Origin of the sequence: Variovorax sp. H27-G14 (assembly GCF_046156345.1) — a bacterium.
Classification (GTDB): domain Bacteria; phylum Pseudomonadota; class Gammaproteobacteria; order Burkholderiales; family Burkholderiaceae_C; genus Variovorax.
The window spans coordinates 39992-57744 of the sequence record NZ_JAYLVN010000026.1; the positions used below are offsets into that span (position 1 = coordinate 39992).

A 17753-nucleotide genomic window follows, 5' to 3' on the forward strand; every position below is an offset into this window, starting at 1 on the left:
TCTTCAACAACCCGTTCAACCCGCAAGGAAATTCTCATGACATCCGTTCAAGACAACATCAAGGGCAAGGTCGCCATCGTCACCGGCGCGAGCAGCGGCATTGGCGAGTCGATGGCGCGCCACCTGGCCGCGCGCGGCGCCAAGGTGGTGCTGGCCGCGCGCCGCACCGACCGGCTCGACAAGGTGGTCGCCGAAATTCGCGAAGCCGGTGGCGAAGCCATTGCGGTGGCCACCGACGTGGCGAAGCGCGCCGACCTCGAAAAGCTGGCCGCCGCAACGGTCGAAGCCTTCGGCCGCATCGACGTGCTGGTCAACAACGCGGGCGTGATGCCGCTGTCGCCCATCGAGAAGCTCAAGGTCGACGAGTGGGACCGCACCATCGACGTCAACATCAAGGGCGTGCTCTACGGCATTGCCGCGGTGCTGCCGCGCATGCAGGCGCAGGGCAGCGGGCACATCCTGAACGTGGCGTCCATTGCCGGGTTCAAGGTGTTCACGCCCATCGGCACCGTGTACAGCGCCACCAAGCATGCGGTGCGCGCCATTTCCGAAGGCCTGCGCGTGGAAATGGGCAACAGCGGCGTTCGCGTGACCACGGTGTCGCCCGGCGCGGTGGAGTCGGAGCTGAAGTTCGGCAGCAGCGACGCCGACAGCGCCGCGGGCGTGAAGGCGTTCTACGACGCCAACCAGATCCCGTCGGACGCGGTGGCCCGCGCCGTGATCTATGCGGTGGAGCAGCCGGCGAACGTGGACATCAACGAAGTGGTGGTGCGGCCGGTGTCGCAGGACTTCTGAGCCGCCAGCCCCTGACAGGGGCTGTAAGACATACCAAGGGAAGGGGCCGATGGCGGCCCCTTCCCTTTTCAATTAACCTTTAATAACTAAAGGTTTATTGAAGCCAAAAGTGGGAACGCCCTGCAAAATAGAACGACCGTTCGTTTTTATTGCCCTGGGATTTCCACGATGACCGCCACCGCCGTTCCCGCCAAGCCCGCCCGTGCCGCCCAGAAGGGCCAGCAGACCAAGGCCGTCATCGTCGACGCCGCGCTGGCGCTGGCTGCGCAGATCGGGCTGGAAGGCCTGTCGATCGGCGCCGTGGCCGAACTCACCAAGATGAGCAAGTCGGGCGTGTTCGCCCATTTCGGCTCGCGCGAGGAACTGCAGATTTCGGTGGTGCGCGAATACCACGCGCGCTTCGAGCATGAAGTGTTCTTCCCCGCCCTGAAGGCGCCGCGCGGCCTGCCGCGCCTGCGCACCATGTTCGCCAACTGGATGAAGCGCACGTCGACCGAAATCGACTCGGGCTGCATCTACATCAGCGGCGCCTCGGAGTTCGACGACCGCCCGGGCCCGGTGCGTGACGCGCTGGTCGAGTCGGTCAGCATCTGGCAGGCCGCCGTGCTGCGCGCCATCGTGCAGTCGCAAAGCGAAGGCCATCTGCGCGCCGACGCCGACGAGCGCCAGGTGGCGTTCGAGATTCACGGGCTGATTCTGGCGCTGCACTACGAGGCGCGCTTTCTGCAGGTGCCCGGCTCCATCGGCCGCGCCACCGTCGGCTTCGACAACATCCTTGCGCGCAGCGCGACCCTGGCCGCCCCGGTGCCGACCGCTGCTGCCGCCGCACCGGCCGGGCGCCGCCTGAAGACCGTGCGCTGACCCGCGCGCGGCGCGTGCCGCACCCCCCGTTTTCGTTTTTTTCTTTTCCGTTTTTTTCCATCTAGCTTCGACCAGGAGAGTTCCGCATGCCTACCTACACCCCACCCGTGCGCGACATGCAGTTCGTGCTGCACGAAGTGCTCAACGTCACCGAAGAACTCAAGGCACTGCCGGCGCATGCCGACACCGACGCCGACACCATCAACGCGGTGATCGAAGAGGCCGGCAAGTTCGCCGCCGAAGTGGCTTTTCCGCTGAACATCAGCGGCGACGAAGAAGGCTGCGTGCTCGACAAGGCCACGCACGAAGTCAAGACGCCCACCGGCTTCAAGGCCGCCTACGCCAAGTACGTGGAAGGCGGCTGGCCCGCGCTGTCGTGCGACCCGGCCTTTGGCGGCCAGGGCCTGCCGTTCGTGGTGAACCAGTGCCTGTTCGAAATGCTCAACAGCGCCAACCAGGCCTGGACGATGTACCCGGGCCTCTCGCACGGCGCGTACGAAGCACTGAAGGCACACGGCACCGACGAACAGAAGAAGACCTACCTGCCCAAGCTCACCAGCGGCGAATGGACCGGCACCATGTGCCTGACCGAACCCCATTGCGGCACCGACCTGGGCCTGCTGCGCACCAAGGCCGAGCCGCAGGCCGACGGCACCTACCGCATCACCGGCAGCAAGATCTTCATCTCGGCCGGCGAGCACGACATGACGGACAACATCATTCACCTGGTGCTGGCCCGCCTGCCGGACGCGCCCAAGGGCAGCAAGGGCATCAGCCTGTTCGTGGTGCCCAAGTTCCATGTGAAGGCCGACGGCGCGCTGGGCGAGCGCAACCCGATCTTCTGCGCCGGCCTGGAGCACAAGATGGGCATTCACGGCAACGCCACCGCGCAGATCGTCATCGAAGGCGCCACCGGCACGCTGGTGGGCGAGCCCAACAAGGGCCTGGCCGCAATGTTCGTGATGATGAACGCCGCCCGCCTGGGCGTGGGCAACCAGTCTCTGGGCCTCACTGAAGTGGCCTACCAGAACGCGTTGGCCTATGCCAAGGACCGCATTCAGATGCGTTCGCTCTCCGGCGTGAAGGCCAAGGACAAGGAGGCCGACCCCATCATCGTGCACCCCGACGTGCGCAAGATGCTGCTCACCGCCAAGGCCTATGCCGAAGGCGGCCGCGCGCTGCAGATCTTCTGCACGCTGCTGCTGGACAAGGAGCACAACCACCCCGACGAGAAGGTGCGCAAGGACTCCGGCGAACTGGTTGCGCTGCTCACGCCCATCGTCAAGGCCTTCATTACCGACAACGGCCACACCGCGACCAACGCCTGCATGCAGGTGTTCGGCGGCCACGGCTTCATCAAGGAATGGGGCATGGAGCAGTTCGTGCGCGACAACCGCATCAACATGATCTATGAAGGCACCAACACCATCCAGTCGCTCGACCTCTTGGGCCGCAAGGTGCTGGGCAACAACGGCGCGTCGCTGAAGAAGTTCGGCAAGCTGGTGGCCCGGCTGGTGGAAGAAGAGGGCGTGAACGAGAAGATGTCGGAGTTCATCACGCCGGTGGCGGTGCTGGGCGAGCAGCTCACCAAGTTCACCACCGAGATCGGTTTCAAGGGCTTTCAGAACCCCGACGAAGTGGGCGCCGCCGCGGTCGACTATCTGCGCGTGGCCGGCCACTTCGTGTTCGGCTACCTGTTCGCACGCATGGCGCAGGTGGCGCTGCGCGAAATTGCGGCCGGCAACACCGACCCGTTCTACGTGGCCAAGCTGCAGACCGCGCGCTTCTACTTCGCCAAGCTGTTCCCCGAGACCGCAACGCTGATGCGCACCGCGCGCGCCGGCAGCAAGGTGCTGATGGACACCGACGCGGCACTGGCCTGACCGCCGCGCCTTCTCCTCACTCACTCACCCGGGAGCCGATCATGAAAAAAACGCTTGCAGCCCTGTTGTTCACCGCAACCGCCTTCTCGGCCATGGCCCAGAGCACGCCGGTGGGCGTGTGGCGCAACGTCGACGACAAGACCGGCGAGGTCAAGGCCGAGATCAGCATTGCCGAAGCCAACGGCGCGCTGCTCGGTCGCATAGAGAAGGCGCTGGGCAAGGACGCCAAGCCCGGCGCCACCTGCGACGAATGCAGCGACGACCGCAAGGGCAAGCCCATGGTCGGCCTGGAGATCATTCGCGGCGGCAAGAAGGCCGAGGCCAAGGACGTCTGGGAAGGCGGAAAGATCCTCGACCCCGAGAACGGCAAGGAATACCGCGCGAGCTTCACGCCCATCGAAGGTGGCAAGAAGCTCGAAGTGCGCGGCTACCTGGGCCCCTTCTGGCGCACCCAAACCTGGAATCGTGTGCAGTAAACCTGCACGCAAACCATCCAAGAAATACCAAGCAACATGTCCCGATTTCAAGTGAAGAAGGTCGCCGTGCTCGGCGCCGGCGTGATGGGCGCGCAAATTGCGGCCCACCTCGTCAACGTGCGCGTGCCCGTGGTGCTGTTCGACCTGGCGGCCAAGGACGCGACCGGTGCGGTCGCCCAAGGTGCGGCGAAGAACGGCATCGTCACGCGCGCCATCGACAACCTCAAGAAGCTCAAGCCCGCGCCGCTCGGCGACGTGGCCGACGCGGTGCTGATCGAGCAGGCCAACTACGAGGACGACCTGGCCAAGCTTGGCGAGTGCGACCTCATCATCGAGGCCATTGCCGAGCGCATGGACTGGAAGCTCGATCTGTACAAGAAGATCGCGCCGCACGTGGCCAAGCATGCGATCCTGGCGTCGAACACCTCGGGCCTGTCGATCACCAAGCTCAGCGAGGCATTGCCCGAAGCGCTGAAGCCGCGCTTTTGCGGCATTCACTTCTTCAACCCGCCGCGCTACATGTTCCTGGTGGAACTGATCAACACGCCCACCACGCAGCCGCAGGCGCTCGACGACCTGGAGGCCTTCGTCACCAGCACGCTGGGCAAGGGCGTGGTGCGCGCGCACGACACGCCCAACTTCATTGCCAACCGCGTCGGCATTGCCGGCATGCTGGCCACGCTGAAGGAAGTCGAAAAGTTCGGCCTCACGCCCGACGTGGTGGACGACCTCACCGGCAAGAAGCTGGGCCGTGCAAGCTCGGGCACCTTCCGCACCGCCGACGTGGTGGGCCTGGACACGATGGCCCATGTCGTGAAGACGCTGCAGGACAACCTGAACGCCGAGAGCGATCCGTTCTACGCCAACTTCTCGACGCCACCGGTGCTTGCCAAGCTGCTCGAACTGGGCAACCTGGGCCAGAAGACCAAGGCCGGTTTCTTCAAGAAGGTCGGCCGCGACATCCTGCGCTTCGACCTGAAGAGCGGCGACTACGTGCCGGCCGGCGCCAAGGCGGACGAGGTGTATGGCCGCATGTTGAAGAAGCCCGCGGGCCAACGCCTGAAGCTGCTGCGCGAGAGCGAAGGGCCGCAGGGGCAGTTCCTCTGGGCGATCTTGCGCGACGGTTTTCATTACGCTGCCGTGCACCTGGCCGACATTGCCGAGAGCGCGCGCGACATCGACTTTGCGATGCGCTGGGGCTTCGGCATGAAGCAGGGCCCGTTCGAGCTGTGGCAGGAGGCCGGCTGGGCGCAGGTGGCCAAGTGGGTGCAGGAAGACATCGACGCGGGCAAGGCATTGAGCAACGCGCCGCTGCCCAAGTGGGTGTTCGAAGGCCCGGTGGCCGAGGCCGGCGGCGTGCACACGCCGGAAGGCTCCTGGAGTGCTTCGCAGAACAAGTTCGTGCCGCAGCGCAAGCTGCCCGTGCATGAGCGCCAGCTGTTCCCGGAGAGCGTGCTGGGCGCGAATGCGGCCGACGCCAACACGGCCGGCACGACGATCAGCGACGAAGGCGACGTGCGCGTGTGGACGCTCGACAAGCCCGGGTTCGAGGAGGTGCTCATCGCCAGCATCCACTCGAAGATGCACGCCATCAGCCCCGACGTGGCCGACGCATTGAGCGCTGCGGTCGACCTGGCCGAGGCGGCATACAAGGGCCTGGTGATCTGGTCGCCCGACGAGGTGTTTTCTGTCGGCGCCGATCTGCAGGCGATGCTGCCGGCCTTTGTGGTCGCGGGCATCGGCGCGGTCGAAGGCGCGGAAGAAGAGCTGCAGAACATGATGCTCAAGATTCGCTATGCCAACGTACCGGTCATCGCGGCAGTGCGCGGCATGGCACTGGGCGGCGGCTGCGAGCTGGCGGTGCATTCCGCCCGGCGCGTGGTGGCGATGGAAAGCTACATCGGCCTGGTCGAAGTGGGCGTGGGGCTGATCCCCGGCGCGGGCGGGCTGACCTACATCGCGCGCCGTGCGGCCGAGAACGCATCGGCTTCGACGGGCACCGACCTGCTGCCGTTTCTCACCGAAGGCTTCACCGCCGCCGCGATGGCCAAGGTGGGCACCGGCGCGCTCGACTCGAAGAAGCTGGGCTACCTGCTCGACAGCGACGTGATCGTGCCGAACAAGGACGAGCTGCTGTACGTGGCGCTGCAGCAGGCCAATGCCATGGCCGACGCCGGCTACCGCCCGCCGTTGCGCCGCAGCTTCCGCGTGGCCGGGCGCAGCGGCGCGGCCACGATCAAGGGGCAGTTGGTGAACATGCGCGACGGTGGCTTCATCAGCGCGCACGACTTCCACATTGCTAGCCTGATTGCGGAGGTGGTCACCGGGGGTGATGTGGATGCGGGGTCGCTCGTGACGGAGGCGTATCTGATGACGCTGGAACGCAAGGCGTTCTGCTCGCTGATCGTGCATCCGAAAACGCAGGAGCGGATCATGGGGATGTTGAGCACGGGGAAGCCGGTGCGTAACTGATTCTGGCAAGGACCATGAGCGACAACCTCGACACGTCCGGTCCCCTCTCCCGCTCGCGGGAGAGGGTTAGGGTGAGGGCACGCAGCCTTCGCGAAACCCCGACCGACGCCGAGGCCCTGCTCTGGTTCCACCTGCGCGACCGCCGTCTCGCCGACCACAAGTTCCGCCGCCAACGCCCGATCGGCCTTTACTTTGCAGACTTCGCATGTATCGACGCAAAGTTGATCGTGGAGCTGGATGGCGGACAGCATGTGGATGCCGCCGAGTACGACGAGAACCGCACGCGCTTCATGCAAGCCCAGGGCTATCGCGTGTTGCGGTTCTGGAACCACGAAGTGCTGACGCAGACAGATGCGGTGCGGGAGCGGATCCTGCAGGCGCTGCAGGAAGACAGCCCTCACCCCAACCCTCTCCCGCAAGCGGGAGAGGGGGCAAGACAGCAAGCCACCGTCCCATCGGACGGACGAGCCACACAAGACACCAGGAATCTGACGCCATGAAACAAATCCAAGACGCCTACATCGTCTCCGCCACCCGCACCCCCATCGGCAAGTCCCACCGCGGCTTTTTCCGCAACTACCGCCCCGACGACCTGCTCGCCACCACGCTCAAGGCTGCACTCGCCGCAGTACCAGGCCTCGACCCCAAGGCCATCGAAGACATCATCTGCGGCTGCGCCATTCCCGAGTCGCAGCAGGGCCTGAACGTGGCGCGCATCGGCGCGGTGCTGGCCGGTCTGCCGACCAGCATCGGCGGCATCACCGTCAACCGCTTCTGCGCCTCCGGCCTCTCGGCCGTGCAGATGGCCGCCGACCGCATCCGCGTGGGCGAAGCCGACGTGATGATCGCGGCCGGTGTCGAGAGCATGAGCATGGTGCCCATGATGGGCAACGCGCCCTCGCTGTCGCCCGCCATCTTCGAACGCGAAGGCGACGTGGGCATTGCCTACGGCATGGGCCTCACGGCCGAGAAGGTCGCGCAGCAATGGAAGGTGAGCCGCGAGGCGCAAGACGAATTTGCGCTCGCCTCGCACCAGAAGGCGCTGGCCGCGCAGAAGGCCGGCAAGTTTGCCGACGAGATCACGCCCATCGAAGTGACCGACCGCACGCCCAATCTGGAAACCGGCGAGTCCATTGCCAAGACCCGCACCGTCAGCCTCGACGAAGGCGCGCGCCCCGACACCAGCATCGAAGGCCTGGCCAGGCTGCGCACCGTGTTCGCCGCGCGCGGCACGGTCACGGCCGGCAACAGCTCGCAGACCTCGGACGGCGCCGGCGCGCTGATTCTGGCGAGCGAGAAGGCCGTCAAGCAATACGGCCTCACGCCGCTCGCGCGCTTCGTGAGCTTTGCCAGCAAGGGCGTGCCGCCGCACATCATGGGCATCGGCCCGATCGAGGCCATTCCCGCCGCGCTGCGCTATGCCGGCCTGAAGCATGAAGACATCGACTGGTTCGAGCTGAACGAAGCCTTCGCCGCGCAGTCGCTGGCCGTCATTCGCACGCTGGGGCTCGACCCGGCCAAGGTCAACCCGATGGGCGGCGCCATTGCGCTGGGGCATCCGCTGGGCGCGACCGGCGCCATTCGTGCGGCCACCGTGGTGCATGCGCTGCGCCGCGAGAACCTCAAGTACGGCATGGTCACGATGTGCGTGGGCATGGGGCAGGGCGCCGCCGGCATTTTCGAGCGCGTTTGAGCATGGTTGCCGCGCGTACTGCAGTGCAGCACGCCGGCGTCCCGCACACGACTGCCCGCGCCGACCCACCGAAGGCACACTGCCGAACATGACCAGCACGCACCCCTTCGACAAAGCCCTGGAGCTCCACCACAGCGACATTCGCGTGGGCCACTTCACCGGCACCACCAGCCCCGACTACTGGAACATGGTCGGGCCCTTCGGCGGCACCACGGCGGCGCTGGCGCTGCAGGCGGTGCTGAAACACCCTGACCTGCTCGGCGTGCCGATTGCGCTCACGGTGAATTACGCGGCGGCGCTGGAGGCCGGTGCGTTCGACATCCAGGCCACGGCCGTGCGCACCAACCGCTCGACGCAGCACTGGACGGTGCAGATCACGCAGGGTGGCGCGGGTGGTGTTGGTGGAGCGGGTGGCGTGCCGACCATGACGACCACCGCCACGGTGATCACCGCGTTGCGCCGCGAGACCTGGGGCGAGAACGACCTGCCGATGCCCGAGGTGCCCAGGCCCGATGCGGTCGAGCGCATCACCATCGGCCCGTCGGGCGTGGCGTGGGTGCGTCAGTACGAGATGCGCCCGGTCAGCGGCGGCATTCCCGCGCAGTGGGACGGCAGCGGCCACCACAGCCAAAGCCGCCTGTGGCTGCGCGACGCGCAAGCCCGCCCGCTGGACTTTCCTTCGCTGGCCGCCATGAGCGACCTGTTCTACCCGCGTGTGTGGTTGCGCCGCGCCAAGCCGGTGCCGGCGGGCACGGTTTCGATCACCACGTACTTTCACGCCAATGCGGCGCAGTTGGCCGAGGTCGGCACCGGCTTTCTGCTGGGCAGCGCCACGGGTCAGCAGTTCAGCAACGGCTTCTTCGACCAGGCTGCGCAGCTGTGGAGCGAAAGCGGCGCGCTGCTGGCCACGTCGAACCAGATCGTCTACTACAAGGAATGACCGCCATGGCGCTGACCAAGACTGCACTGATCGTCGGCGCCGGTGACGCCACTGGCGGCGCCATTGCCCGGCGCTTCGCGCGCGAGGGCTATGCCACCTGTGTCACGCGGCGCAGCCTGGACAAGCTGCAGCCGTTGGTGGCGCAGATCGAGGCCGAGGGCGGCAAGGCCCACGCCTTCGCCTGCGATGCGCGCAAGGAGGAGGACGTGGTGGCGCTGGTCGAACAGATCGAGTCGACCATCGGGCCGATCGAGGTGATGGTGTTCAACATTGGCGCGAACGTGCCGGAGAGCATCCTCACGGAGACGGCGCGCAAGTATTTCAAGGTGTGGGAGATGGCCTGTTTCTCGGGCTTTCTCAACGGGCGCGAGGTGGCCAAGCGCATGGTGGCGCGCGACATGCCCCGCACTGGCCATCGCGGCACGATGATCTTCACGGGGGCCACGGCGTCGTTGCGCGGCGCGGCAAACTTTGGTGCCTTTTCGGGTGCCAAGATGGCTTTGCGCGCGTTGGCGCAGTCGATGGCGCGCGAGCTTGGGCCGCAGGGCATTCATGTGGCGCACGTGGTGGTCGACGGCGCAATCGACACCGAATTCATTCGCACGACTTTTCCGGAGCGCTATGCGCTGAAGGAAAGCGACGGCATCTTGAACCCTGAGCACATCGCCGATACGTACTGGATGCTGCATGCGCAACCGCGTGATGCCTGGACGCATGAGATCGATCTGCGGCCGTGGTCCGAGAAGTTTTGAGATGACTTTCGGGCGTTGGCTTGATTGCGGTCGTTCTTCAGGGCGCGCTCGCGAGGGCGGGGTACCTTGCTCCGCGAATGTCCCCCGGGGCTGCGCCCCTCCTCCTTTATTTCGCTGCGCAAGGCACCCCACCCTCACGAGCGTTACGCGGAGCAGTCGTTGATCGTGCGATCACCAGCAGCGTGCCCAAGTGCACAGGGCGTCGGGTGCTCCCCGCAGCGAAATAAAGGGGGAGGCCGCAGGCCGGAGGACATTCGCGGAGGGGAGTACCCGGCGGCCTGTGCACCCGCCCTGAAAAATGAGCCCTGAAAAAATGAGCCCCGAACAACAGCGCCCTGAAAAAAAGCCCTGAACAAGACAGCCCCCAAAGGAGACAGCAATGACCCATTCCGTAGAGTTCTATTTCGACTTCGGCAGCCCCGCCGCCTACCTGGCCGCAACGCAACTGCCGCATGTGTGCGCCGACACCGGTGCCGAACTGGTGTGGAAACCCATGCTGCTGGGGGGCGTGTTCCAGGCCACGGGCAACCACTCGCCCGTCGACATCAAGCCCAAGGGCCCGTACATGAACGTCGACCTGCAGCGCTTTGCGAAACGCTACGGCGTGCCCTTTGTGCTCAACCCGCATTTTCCGATCAACACCCTGCTGCTCATGCGCGGCGCCACCGGCATCCAAGCGACGCAACCCGAGCGCTTCGGTGCCTACGTCGACGCCGTGTTCCATGCCATGTGGGTCGAGCCCACGAACCTCAACGACCCGGCCACCGTCGGCGCCGTCTTGCAGAATGCGGGCTTCGACGCCGCCGAACTGCTTGCGCTGGCCGGCGCGCAGGAAACCAAGGACCGACTGAAGACCGTGACCCAGGAGGCCGTGGCGCGCGGCGTGTTCGGCGCGCCGACCATGTTCGTCGGCACCCAGATGTTCTGGGGCCAGGACCGGCTCGATTTTGTGCGCGAAGCCCTTGCCGCCTGAGCGCGGCTCCACCCGTTTTTATTCAAGGATCATTTTCATGAGCGACATCCTCGTCCACACCGAAGCCGGTGTGATGACCCTCACCTTCAACCGCGTCGACAAGAAGAACTCCATCACCAGCGCCATGTACGGCGAACTGGCCGATGCGCTGGCCACGGCCGAGGCCGACCCCGCCGTGCGCTGCGTGCTGCTGCAGGGCGACCCGACCATCTTCAGCGCCGGCAACGACATCGGCGACTTTCTCAACGGCCCGCCGTCCACGCAAGAGTCGCCCGTGTTCCGCTTCCTGCGCGGCATCGCGACCTTTCCCAAGCCCATCGTGGCCTCGGTGTGCGGCCCGGCCGTGGGCATCGGCACCACGATGCTGTTCCATTGCGACCTGGTCTACGCGGGCGACAACGCCGCGTTCTCGATGCCTTTCGTGAACCTGGGCCTGTGCCCCGAAGCAGCGTCCAGCCTGCTGGTGCCGCAGATGCTGGGCTACCACCGCGCGGCCGAGGCGCTGCTGCTGGGCGAGCCCTTCATGGCCGAGGCTGCGCTCGAAGTGGGCTTGGTCAACCGCGTGGTGCCGCCGACCGAGGCGAACGCCATTGCGCAAATTCAGGCACGCAAGCTCGCGGCCAAGCCGCTGACCGCGCTGGTCGAAACCAAGCGGCTGCTGAAAAAAGCGCAGATGCCCGCCGTGCTGGAACGCATGGGGGAGGAGGGCGCGAGCTTCGGGCGCATGCTGCGCGAACCCGCGGCGCGCGAAGCCTTTGGCGCGTTCATGGAAAAGCGCAAGCCGGACTTTTCGAAGGTCTGAGCGCGCTGCGGCGTGAGCGCCGGGCCCGAGGGGCCCGCGCGCCGGAGCCTTATTCGGTCAGCGGCTCGATGGGGCGCGGGCGGCCGTTGTCGTCGATGGCCACGTAGGTGAAGGTGGCCTGCGTCACCTTGATGTACTCGCCCTGCGCGCGAAAGCGCTCGGCAAACACCTCGACCGTGACCGTGACCGACGTGCGCCCGATGCGCACCAGCTTCGAATAGAACGACAGAATGTCGCCCAGGCGCACCGGCTGCTTGAAGATGAACTCGTTCACCGCCACCGTGGCCTGGCGGCCCTTGGCGTAGCGCGCGGGAATCACCGAGCCGGCCAGGTCGCACTGCGCCATGACCCAGCCGCCGAAGATGTCGCCATTGGCATTGCAGTCGGCCGGCATCGGAATGACCTTGAGCACCAGCTCCATGTCGGTGGGCAGGCTCTTGAGGGTGGCAGCGGCGGCGGCACTGGAAGTATCTGACATGGGCACAATCTGGAACAAACAAGCAACCACGATTGTCCTCCATGCGCCGCAGTGGCGAAGCCCTCCCCCCACCGTCCTCCCCCTCCCACACCGTGTCCGGCCACCCGCCCGAGCGCAGCGACCGCTCCGACTGGGCGACGCTGCGGCGGCTGTTCCCTTACCTCTGGCAATACAAGTGGCGCGTGGCGGCCGCGCTGGCCTTCATGGTGGGCGCCAAGGTGGCCAACGTGGGCGTGCCGGTGCTGCTGAAGAACCTGGTCGACACGATGACGCCCAAGCCGGACATGGCGCAGGCCCTGCTCATCGTGCCCATCAGCCTGCTGCTGGCTTACGGGCTGCTGCGCTTTTCGACCTCGCTGTTCGGCGAGTTGCGCGAGCTGATCTTCGCCAAGGCCACCGAAGGCACCGCGCGGCGCATTGCGCTGGAGGTGTTTCAGCACCTGCACTCGCTGAGCCTGCGCTTTCACCTGGAGCGCCAGACCGGCGGCATGACGCGCGACATCGAGCGCGGCACGCGCGGCGTGCACTCGCTGATTTCGATGTCGCTCTACAGCATCGTGCCCACCATCATCGAGCTGGTGCTGGTGCTCACCATTCTGGGCGTGAAGTTCGATTCGCTGTTCGTCTGGATCACCGGTGGCGCGCTGGTGCTGTACATCGGCTTCACCGTCACGGTGACCGAGTGGCGCACCCAGTTCCGCAAGACCATGAACGAGCTCGACTCGGTGGCGCAGAGCCGCGCGGTCGACTCGCTGCTGAACTACGAAACGGTCAAGTACTTCAACAACGAAGACTTCGAGGCCAAACGCTACGACGCCAGCCTGGACCGCTACCGCAAGGCCGCCATCAAGAGCCAGCGCACGCTGAGCATGCTCAACACCGGCCAGCAGGCGCTGATTGCCGTGAGCCTGGTGCTGATGCTGTGGCGCGCCACGTCGGGCGTGGTCGAGGGGCGCATGACGCTGGGCGACCTGGTGATGGTCAACGCCTTCATGATCCAGCTCTACATTCCGCTGAACTTTCTGGGCGTGATCTATCGCGAGATCAAGCAGAGCCTGACCGACCTGGACAAGATGTTCGTGCTGATGGAGAAAGACCGCGAGGTGCGCGACGCGCCCGGTGCGCAGCCGCTGGCCGGCACCGACGCCACCGTGCGCTTCGAGGACGTGAGCTTTGCCTACGAGCCCGCGCGGCCCATCCTGAAGCACCTGAGCTTCGAGATTCCCGCGGGCAAGACGGTGGCGGTGGTCGGCCCCTCGGGCTCGGGCAAGTCGACGCTGGCGCGGCTGCTGTACCGCTTCTACGACGTGCAGCAGGGGCGCATCACCATCGGCGGCGAGGACATCCGCGAGGTGCAGCAATCCAGCGTGCGCCGCGCCATCGGCATCGTGCCGCAGGACACGGTGCTGTTCAACGACACCATCGAATACAACATTGCCTACGGCCGCCCGGGCGCCACGCGCGAAGAGGTGGAAAACGCCGCACGCGCCGCGCGCATTCACGACTTCATCGCGGCCTCGCCCAAGGGCTACGACACCACGGTGGGCGAGCGCGGGCTGAAGCTGTCGGGGGGCGAAAAGCAGCGCGTGGCCATTGCGCGCACGCTGCTGAAGAACCCGCCCATCGTGATCTTCGACGAAGCCACCTCGGCGCTCGACTCGGCCAACGAGCGCGCCATTCAGTCGGAGCTGAAGAGCGCCGCGCAGGACAAGACCACGCTGGTCATTGCGCACCGGCTGTCCACGGTGGTCGACGCGCACGAGATCCTGGTGCTCGAAAGCGGCGTGATCGTGGAGCGCGGCACGCATGCGGAGCTGCTGGCCCGGCAAGGCCGCTACGCCCACATGTGGGCATTGCAAAAGAGCGAAGCAGCGCCACTGCTCTAGCGCGATCATTCGCGACCCATTCAGTTCTTTTTCATCGATTTCAGGAGCTCCCACGTGCCGACCAAGATTCCCCTGCTGGTGCTCAACAGCCTGTCGAGTGCCCACCAGGCGCAGATTGCCGAGGTCTACGACATGACCTATGCCTTCGGCCCCGCCCAGCGCGCCGCCGCCATCGCCGAGCACGGCAAGAAGTTTCGCGCGGTGCTGACCATTGGCGTGATCGGCATCACGCCGGAAGAAATTGCGGCCATGCCCGCGGTGGAGCTCATCTGCTGCATGGGCGCGGGCTACGAAGGCGTGCCGCTGGAGGTGACGCGTGCGCGCGGCATTGCAACGGCCAACGGCGCCGGCACCAACGACGACTGCGTGGCCGACCACGCCATGGGCATGCTGATCAGCATCGTTCGCGATTTCCGCACGCTCGACCGGCTGTGCCGCGAAGGCGTGTGGCGCGAAGCGATCGAGCAGCCGGCCAACGTGTCGGGCAAGAAGCTGGGCATTCTGGGGCTGGGCACCATCGGCCAGAAGATTGCCAAGAGGGCCGCGGCGTTCGACCTGGAGGTCGGCTATCACAACCGCAAGCCGCGCGAGGGCGCCACGCACCGCTACTTCGACGACCTGAAGTCGCTGGCGGCATGGGCCGACTTCCTGGTGCTGGTGGCGCCTGGCGGGCCGGCGACGAAGCACATGGTGAATGCCGAGGTGCTCGACGCGCTGGGGCCGAAGGGCTACCTGGTGAGCATCGGGCGCGGCAGCGTGGTCGACACCGAGGCGCTGGCGGCGGCGCTGCGCGAGCACCGCATTGCGGGTGCTGGCGTGGACGTGTACGAGAGCGAACCGAAGCGGCCCGAGCCGCTGGTCGGGCTGAACAACGTGCTGCTCACGCCGCACGTGGCGGGCTGGTCGCCCGAGGCGACGCAGAAGTCGGTCGACCATTTCCTTGCGAACGCCGAAGGGCACTTCGCAGGCCGCGGCGTGGTCACGCCCGTGTGATGTATTGCGCCTTCCCCCTCCGGGGGAAGGCTGGGATGGGGGCAGGCAGAGCGCTCAGTGGATGCGCCGCTGGCCCCCGCCCCAACCCTCCGCCCAGCGGGGGAGAGAGTCAGCCCAAAACCGGCGGGCGGTGGGCGCCCCAGCCGCAGGCCTGGTCGTACGCATGCCCGAGCCGCAGCACCTCCAGGTCCGCATGGATCGGCCCCGCAAGCTGCAGCCCCATCGGCAGCCCGCCTTCGCTGAACCCCGCGCGCACGTTCAAGGTCGGCAGCCCCGCCAGCGTGAACGGCGTGACGATCTCCATCCAGCGGTGGTACGTGTCGCTCTTCACGCCGCCCACCTCCGCCGGCCAGTGCAGCTCGGCATCGAACGGGAACACCTGCGCCGTGGGCGCCACCACGAAGTCGAAGCGCTCGAACAGCTTCAGGAACGCGCGGTACACGTTCGAGCGGTAAAGCGACGCCTGATAAAGCGAGGCCGCGTCGAGGTGCCGGCTCTGCTCGATTTCCCATTGCGCCTCGGGCTTGAGTTGCGCAAAGAGCTTGGGGTCGCTCATGTAGGCGCCCAGCTTGCCGCCCACCAGCAACTGCCGCAGCCGCAGCCATGCGCTCCAGTTGTGCTCGCGCGGCACGTCGAGCGTGCAGGCCTCGACCTCGCAACCGATGGTGCGGAAGGTGTCGAGCGCTTTTTCGCCGAGCTCGCGCACGCCGGGCGCCAGCGGCAAGTCAGGCCAGATGCTGCCTAGCCAGCCGACGCGCAGGCCCTGGCCGTCGCCGTCCAGCTGCAGCGCATCGGGCGAGGGCAGGGCGTGGGGCGAAGAAAGCGGCACGCGCGCATCGAAGCCCGACTGCACCGCCAGCAGCCGCGCCGCGTCTTCGACCGTGCGGGCCATCGGGCCTTCGGTGCCCAGTTGCTGAAAGAACAGCTCGTCGTCGGGGTTGCCCGGCACGCGCCCGCGCGAGGGCCGCATGCCGATCACGTTGTTGAAGGCGGCCGGGTTGCGCAGCGACCCCATCATGTCGCTGCCGTCCGCCACGGGCAGCATGCCCAGGGCCAGCGCCACGGCCGCGCCGCCGCTGCTGCCGCCCGCGCTGCGCTCGGGCGCATAGGCGTTGCGGGTGATGCCGAACACCGGGTTGTAGGTGTGCGAGCCCAGCCCGAACTCCGGCGTGTTGGTCTTGCCGATGACCACCGCGCCGGCCGCGCGGGCGCGCGCCACGTGCAGGCTGTCGGTGCGCGCCGGCGAGCGCGGCGACAGCGGCGAGCCCATCGAGGTCGGCAGGCCCGCGGCGTGGCTCAGGTCTTTCACGGCCAGCGGAAAGCCGTGCATCCAGCCGCGCCGCTCGCCGCGTGCCAGCTCGGCGTCGCGCTCGGTGGCTTCGGCCAGCAGCTGCGCGGGCTCGCGCAGCGACACGATGGCGTTGAAGCGCGGGTTCAGCGCCTCGATGCGGGCCAGCGAGGCCTGCATCACTTCATGGCAGGACACGTCGCGCGAGGCAATGCGGCGCGAAAGCGCGGTGGCGCTGAGGGCGAGCAGGTCGTTGGCGAGGGGCGTTGAAAGTGGCATGGCAAGTGACATGGCGAGAGGCATCGCGCGTGCGGCGAATGCGGGAAAAGACGGGGGCGCCCAGTATGGCGCGGCGCTCGCATAATCGCCGCGTATGGAAACAAAGTGGCTCGAAGACTTCATCAGCCTGGCGGAAACGCGCAGCTTCAGCCGCTCGGCCCAGTTGAGGCATGTGACCCAGCCGGCGTTCTCGCGGCGCATCCAGGCGCTCGAAGGCTGGGCCGGCACCGACCTGGTCGACCGCAGCTCGTACCCCACGCGGCTCACGCCCGCGGGGCAGACGCTTTACAGCCAGGCCATCGAGATGCTGCAGTCGCTGCAGAGCACGCGCGCCATGCTGCGCGGCCACTCGGCCGCCGGGCAGGACGTGATCGAAATCGCGGTGCCGCATACCCTGGCCTTCACCTTCTTCCCCTCCTGGGTGACCAGCCTGCGCGAGCACTTCGGGCCGATCAAGAGCCGGCTCATCGCGCTCAACGTGCACGACGCGGTGCTGCGGCTGGTCGAAGGCAGCTGCGACCTGCTCATTGCCTACCACCACCCCTCGCAGCCCCTGCAGCTGGACGCCAACAAGTACGAGATGGTGAGCCTCGGCGAGGAAACCGTGGCCCCCTGGGTCAAGGCCGATGCCGACGGCGCGCCGCGCTACCGGCTGCCCGGCCGCCCGGGCCAGCCGCTGCCCTACCTGGGCTATGCGCCGGGCGCCTACCTGGGCCGCGTGGTCGACCAGTTGCTGAAGGAGTCGGGCACGGCCATTCACCTCGACCGGGTCTACGAGACCGACATGGCTGAAGGCCTGAAGGTGATGGCGCTCGAAGGCCACGGCATCGCCTTTTTGCCGCAGAGCGCGGTGCGCAACGAAATCAAGGCGCGCAAGCTGGTGAGCGCGCTGCCCCCGGAAATCGACAGCCTGGAGGCGACGATGGAAATTCGCGCCTACCGCGAGCGCCCGAGCGCGCCGGTGCCCGTGAAGGCCGGCACGGGCCGTGCCGCCAAGACCGCCGCCGCCGCCGTCGCCGATGCGCCCCCGCAACCCAAGCGCACCGCCGACGCGCTGTGGTCTTACCTGGTGGGCACGCAGCCGCCGGGCTGAGAGCCCGAAAGCCAGGCAGAAGCCGCTCGTTTTTTGTGCACTGCACAATCTATACATGCCGCGCATGAGCCTCCCCGCATACGGCATTG

The 17753-nt window shown here is 66.7% G+C and carries 16 protein-coding genes; 14 read left to right on the forward strand and 2 right to left on the reverse strand.

The window, feature by feature from the left end:
- The first annotated feature begins 36 nt into the window (after positions 1–36).
- The 11 genes from VLK31_RS32975 to VLK31_RS33025 all read left to right on the forward strand — a co-directional run bounded on the left by VLK31_RS32975 (position 37) and on the right by VLK31_RS33025 (position 11647).
- Positions 37–795: an SDR family oxidoreductase gene (locus VLK31_RS32975; protein WP_409172706.1), complete on the forward strand. Its 759-nt coding sequence runs from the start codon at positions 37–39 to the stop codon at positions 793–795.
- Positions 796–963: 168 nt separating this feature from the next.
- Positions 964–1656 (forward strand): TetR/AcrR family transcriptional regulator, encoded by a 693-nt coding sequence (locus VLK31_RS32980; RefSeq protein ID WP_409172707.1) that lies wholly within the window; start codon positions 964–966, stop codon positions 1654–1656.
- Between the two features lie 86 nt (positions 1657–1742).
- Entirely contained in the window at positions 1743–3539 is a 1797-nt protein-coding gene (locus VLK31_RS32985) for an acyl-CoA dehydrogenase C-terminal domain-containing protein (RefSeq protein WP_409172708.1), read from the forward strand.
- 41 nt (positions 3540–3580) lie between these two features.
- Positions 3581–4015 carry a DUF2147 domain-containing protein gene (locus VLK31_RS32990; RefSeq protein WP_409172709.1) on the forward strand — a complete coding sequence of 145 codons (435 nt, stop codon included), beginning with the start codon at positions 3581–3583 and terminating at the stop codon, positions 4013–4015.
- A gap of 36 nt (positions 4016–4051) precedes the next feature.
- On the forward strand, positions 4052–6487 hold the full coding sequence (locus VLK31_RS32995; protein ID WP_409172710.1) for a 3-hydroxyacyl-CoA dehydrogenase/enoyl-CoA hydratase family protein: 2436 nt from the start codon (positions 4052–4054) through the stop codon (positions 6485–6487).
- Between the two features lie 14 nt (positions 6488–6501).
- On the forward strand, positions 6502–6987 hold the full coding sequence (locus tag VLK31_RS33000; RefSeq protein WP_409172711.1) for an endonuclease domain-containing protein: 486 nt from the start codon (positions 6502–6504) through the stop codon (positions 6985–6987).
- The gene (locus VLK31_RS33005; protein WP_409172712.1) at positions 6984–8180 is read left to right on the forward strand and encodes an acetyl-CoA C-acyltransferase; all 1197 of its coding nucleotides are present in this window, start codon (positions 6984–6986) and stop codon (positions 8178–8180) included. Before VLK31_RS33000 ends, VLK31_RS33005 begins: the two co-directional genes overlap by 4 nt.
- 88 nt (positions 8181–8268) lie before the next feature.
- Positions 8269–9120: an acyl-CoA thioesterase gene (locus tag VLK31_RS33010; protein ID WP_409172713.1), complete on the forward strand. Its 852-nt coding sequence runs from the start codon at positions 8269–8271 to the stop codon at positions 9118–9120.
- 5 nt (positions 9121–9125) lie between these two features.
- On the forward strand, positions 9126–9872 hold the full coding sequence (locus VLK31_RS33015) for an SDR family oxidoreductase (protein ID WP_409172714.1): 747 nt from the start codon (positions 9126–9128) through the stop codon (positions 9870–9872).
- A 379-nt stretch (positions 9873–10251) separates the two neighbouring features.
- Positions 10252–10845 (forward strand): 2-hydroxychromene-2-carboxylate isomerase, encoded by a 594-nt coding sequence (locus VLK31_RS33020; RefSeq protein ID WP_409172715.1) that lies wholly within the window; start codon positions 10252–10254, stop codon positions 10843–10845.
- A gap of 37 nt (positions 10846–10882) precedes the next feature.
- Complete coding sequence (locus tag VLK31_RS33025) at positions 10883–11647, forward strand: enoyl-CoA hydratase (protein WP_409172716.1); 765 nt, start codon at positions 10883–10885, stop codon at positions 11645–11647.
- Between the two features lie 49 nt (positions 11648–11696).
- Here the strand turns inward: VLK31_RS33025 and VLK31_RS33030 are convergent, their stop codons facing one another.
- Entirely contained in the window at positions 11697–12125 is a 429-nt protein-coding gene (locus VLK31_RS33030) for an acyl-CoA thioesterase (protein WP_409172717.1), read from the reverse strand.
- A gap of 41 nt (positions 12126–12166) precedes the next feature.
- Here VLK31_RS33030 and VLK31_RS33035 point away from each other — a divergent pair, with 41 nt between their 5' ends.
- A complete protein-coding gene (locus VLK31_RS33035; RefSeq protein WP_409172733.1) occupies positions 12167–14011 on the forward strand; it encodes an ABCB family ABC transporter ATP-binding protein/permease in 1845 nt (614 codons plus the stop codon).
- 54 nt (positions 14012–14065) lie between these two features.
- On the forward strand, positions 14066–15004 hold the full coding sequence (locus tag VLK31_RS33040) for a 2-hydroxyacid dehydrogenase (protein WP_409172718.1): 939 nt from the start codon (positions 14066–14068) through the stop codon (positions 15002–15004).
- A 109-nt stretch (positions 15005–15113) separates the two neighbouring features.
- Here VLK31_RS33040 and VLK31_RS33045 read toward each other — a convergent pair whose 3' ends face one another.
- The gene (locus VLK31_RS33045; RefSeq protein ID WP_409172719.1) at positions 15114–16571 is read right to left on the reverse strand and encodes an amidase; all 1458 of its coding nucleotides are present in this window, start codon (positions 16569–16571) and stop codon (positions 15114–15116) included.
- Between the two features lie 94 nt (positions 16572–16665).
- Between VLK31_RS33045 and VLK31_RS33050 the strand changes: the two genes are divergently transcribed.
- On the forward strand, positions 16666–17664 hold the full coding sequence (locus VLK31_RS33050) for a LysR substrate-binding domain-containing protein (protein ID WP_409172720.1): 999 nt from the start codon (positions 16666–16668) through the stop codon (positions 17662–17664).
- Positions 17665–17753: the final 89 nt, after the last annotated feature.

Bases quoted from the DNA above. Each gene is read 5' to 3' on its own strand.
- VLK31_RS32975 (WP_409172706.1), top strand. From the start codon at position 37: ATGACATCCGTTCAAGACAACATCAAGGGCAAGGTCGCCATCGTCACC.
- VLK31_RS32980 (WP_409172707.1), top strand. From the start codon at position 964: ATGACCGCCACCGCCGTTCCCGCCAAGCCCGCCCGTGCCGCCCAGAAG.
- VLK31_RS32985 (WP_409172708.1), top strand. From the start codon at position 1,743: ATGCCTACCTACACCCCACCCGTGCGCGACATGCAGTTCGTGCTGCAC.
- VLK31_RS32990 (WP_409172709.1), top strand. From the start codon at position 3,581: ATGAAAAAAACGCTTGCAGCCCTGTTGTTCACCGCAACCGCCTTCTCG.
- VLK31_RS32995 (WP_409172710.1), top strand. From the start codon at position 4,052: ATGTCCCGATTTCAAGTGAAGAAGGTCGCCGTGCTCGGCGCCGGCGTG.
- VLK31_RS33000 (WP_409172711.1), top strand. From the start codon at position 6,502: ATGAGCGACAACCTCGACACGTCCGGTCCCCTCTCCCGCTCGCGGGAG.
- VLK31_RS33005 (WP_409172712.1), top strand. From the start codon at position 6,984: ATGAAACAAATCCAAGACGCCTACATCGTCTCCGCCACCCGCACCCCC.
- VLK31_RS33010 (WP_409172713.1), top strand. From the start codon at position 8,269: ATGACCAGCACGCACCCCTTCGACAAAGCCCTGGAGCTCCACCACAGC.
- VLK31_RS33015 (WP_409172714.1), top strand. From the start codon at position 9,126: ATGGCGCTGACCAAGACTGCACTGATCGTCGGCGCCGGTGACGCCACT.
- VLK31_RS33020 (WP_409172715.1), top strand. From the start codon at position 10,252: ATGACCCATTCCGTAGAGTTCTATTTCGACTTCGGCAGCCCCGCCGCC.
- VLK31_RS33025 (WP_409172716.1), top strand. From the start codon at position 10,883: ATGAGCGACATCCTCGTCCACACCGAAGCCGGTGTGATGACCCTCACC.
- VLK31_RS33030 (WP_409172717.1), bottom strand. From the start codon at position 12,125: ATGTCAGATACTTCCAGTGCCGCCGCCGCTGCCACCCTCAAGAGCCTG.
- VLK31_RS33035 (WP_409172733.1), top strand. From the start codon at position 12,167: ATGCGCCGCAGTGGCGAAGCCCTCCCCCCACCGTCCTCCCCCTCCCAC.
- VLK31_RS33045 (WP_409172719.1), bottom strand. From the start codon at position 16,571: ATGCCACTTTCAACGCCCCTCGCCAACGACCTGCTCGCCCTCAGCGCC.
- VLK31_RS33050 (WP_409172720.1), top strand. From the start codon at position 16,666: ATGGAAACAAAGTGGCTCGAAGACTTCATCAGCCTGGCGGAAACGCGC.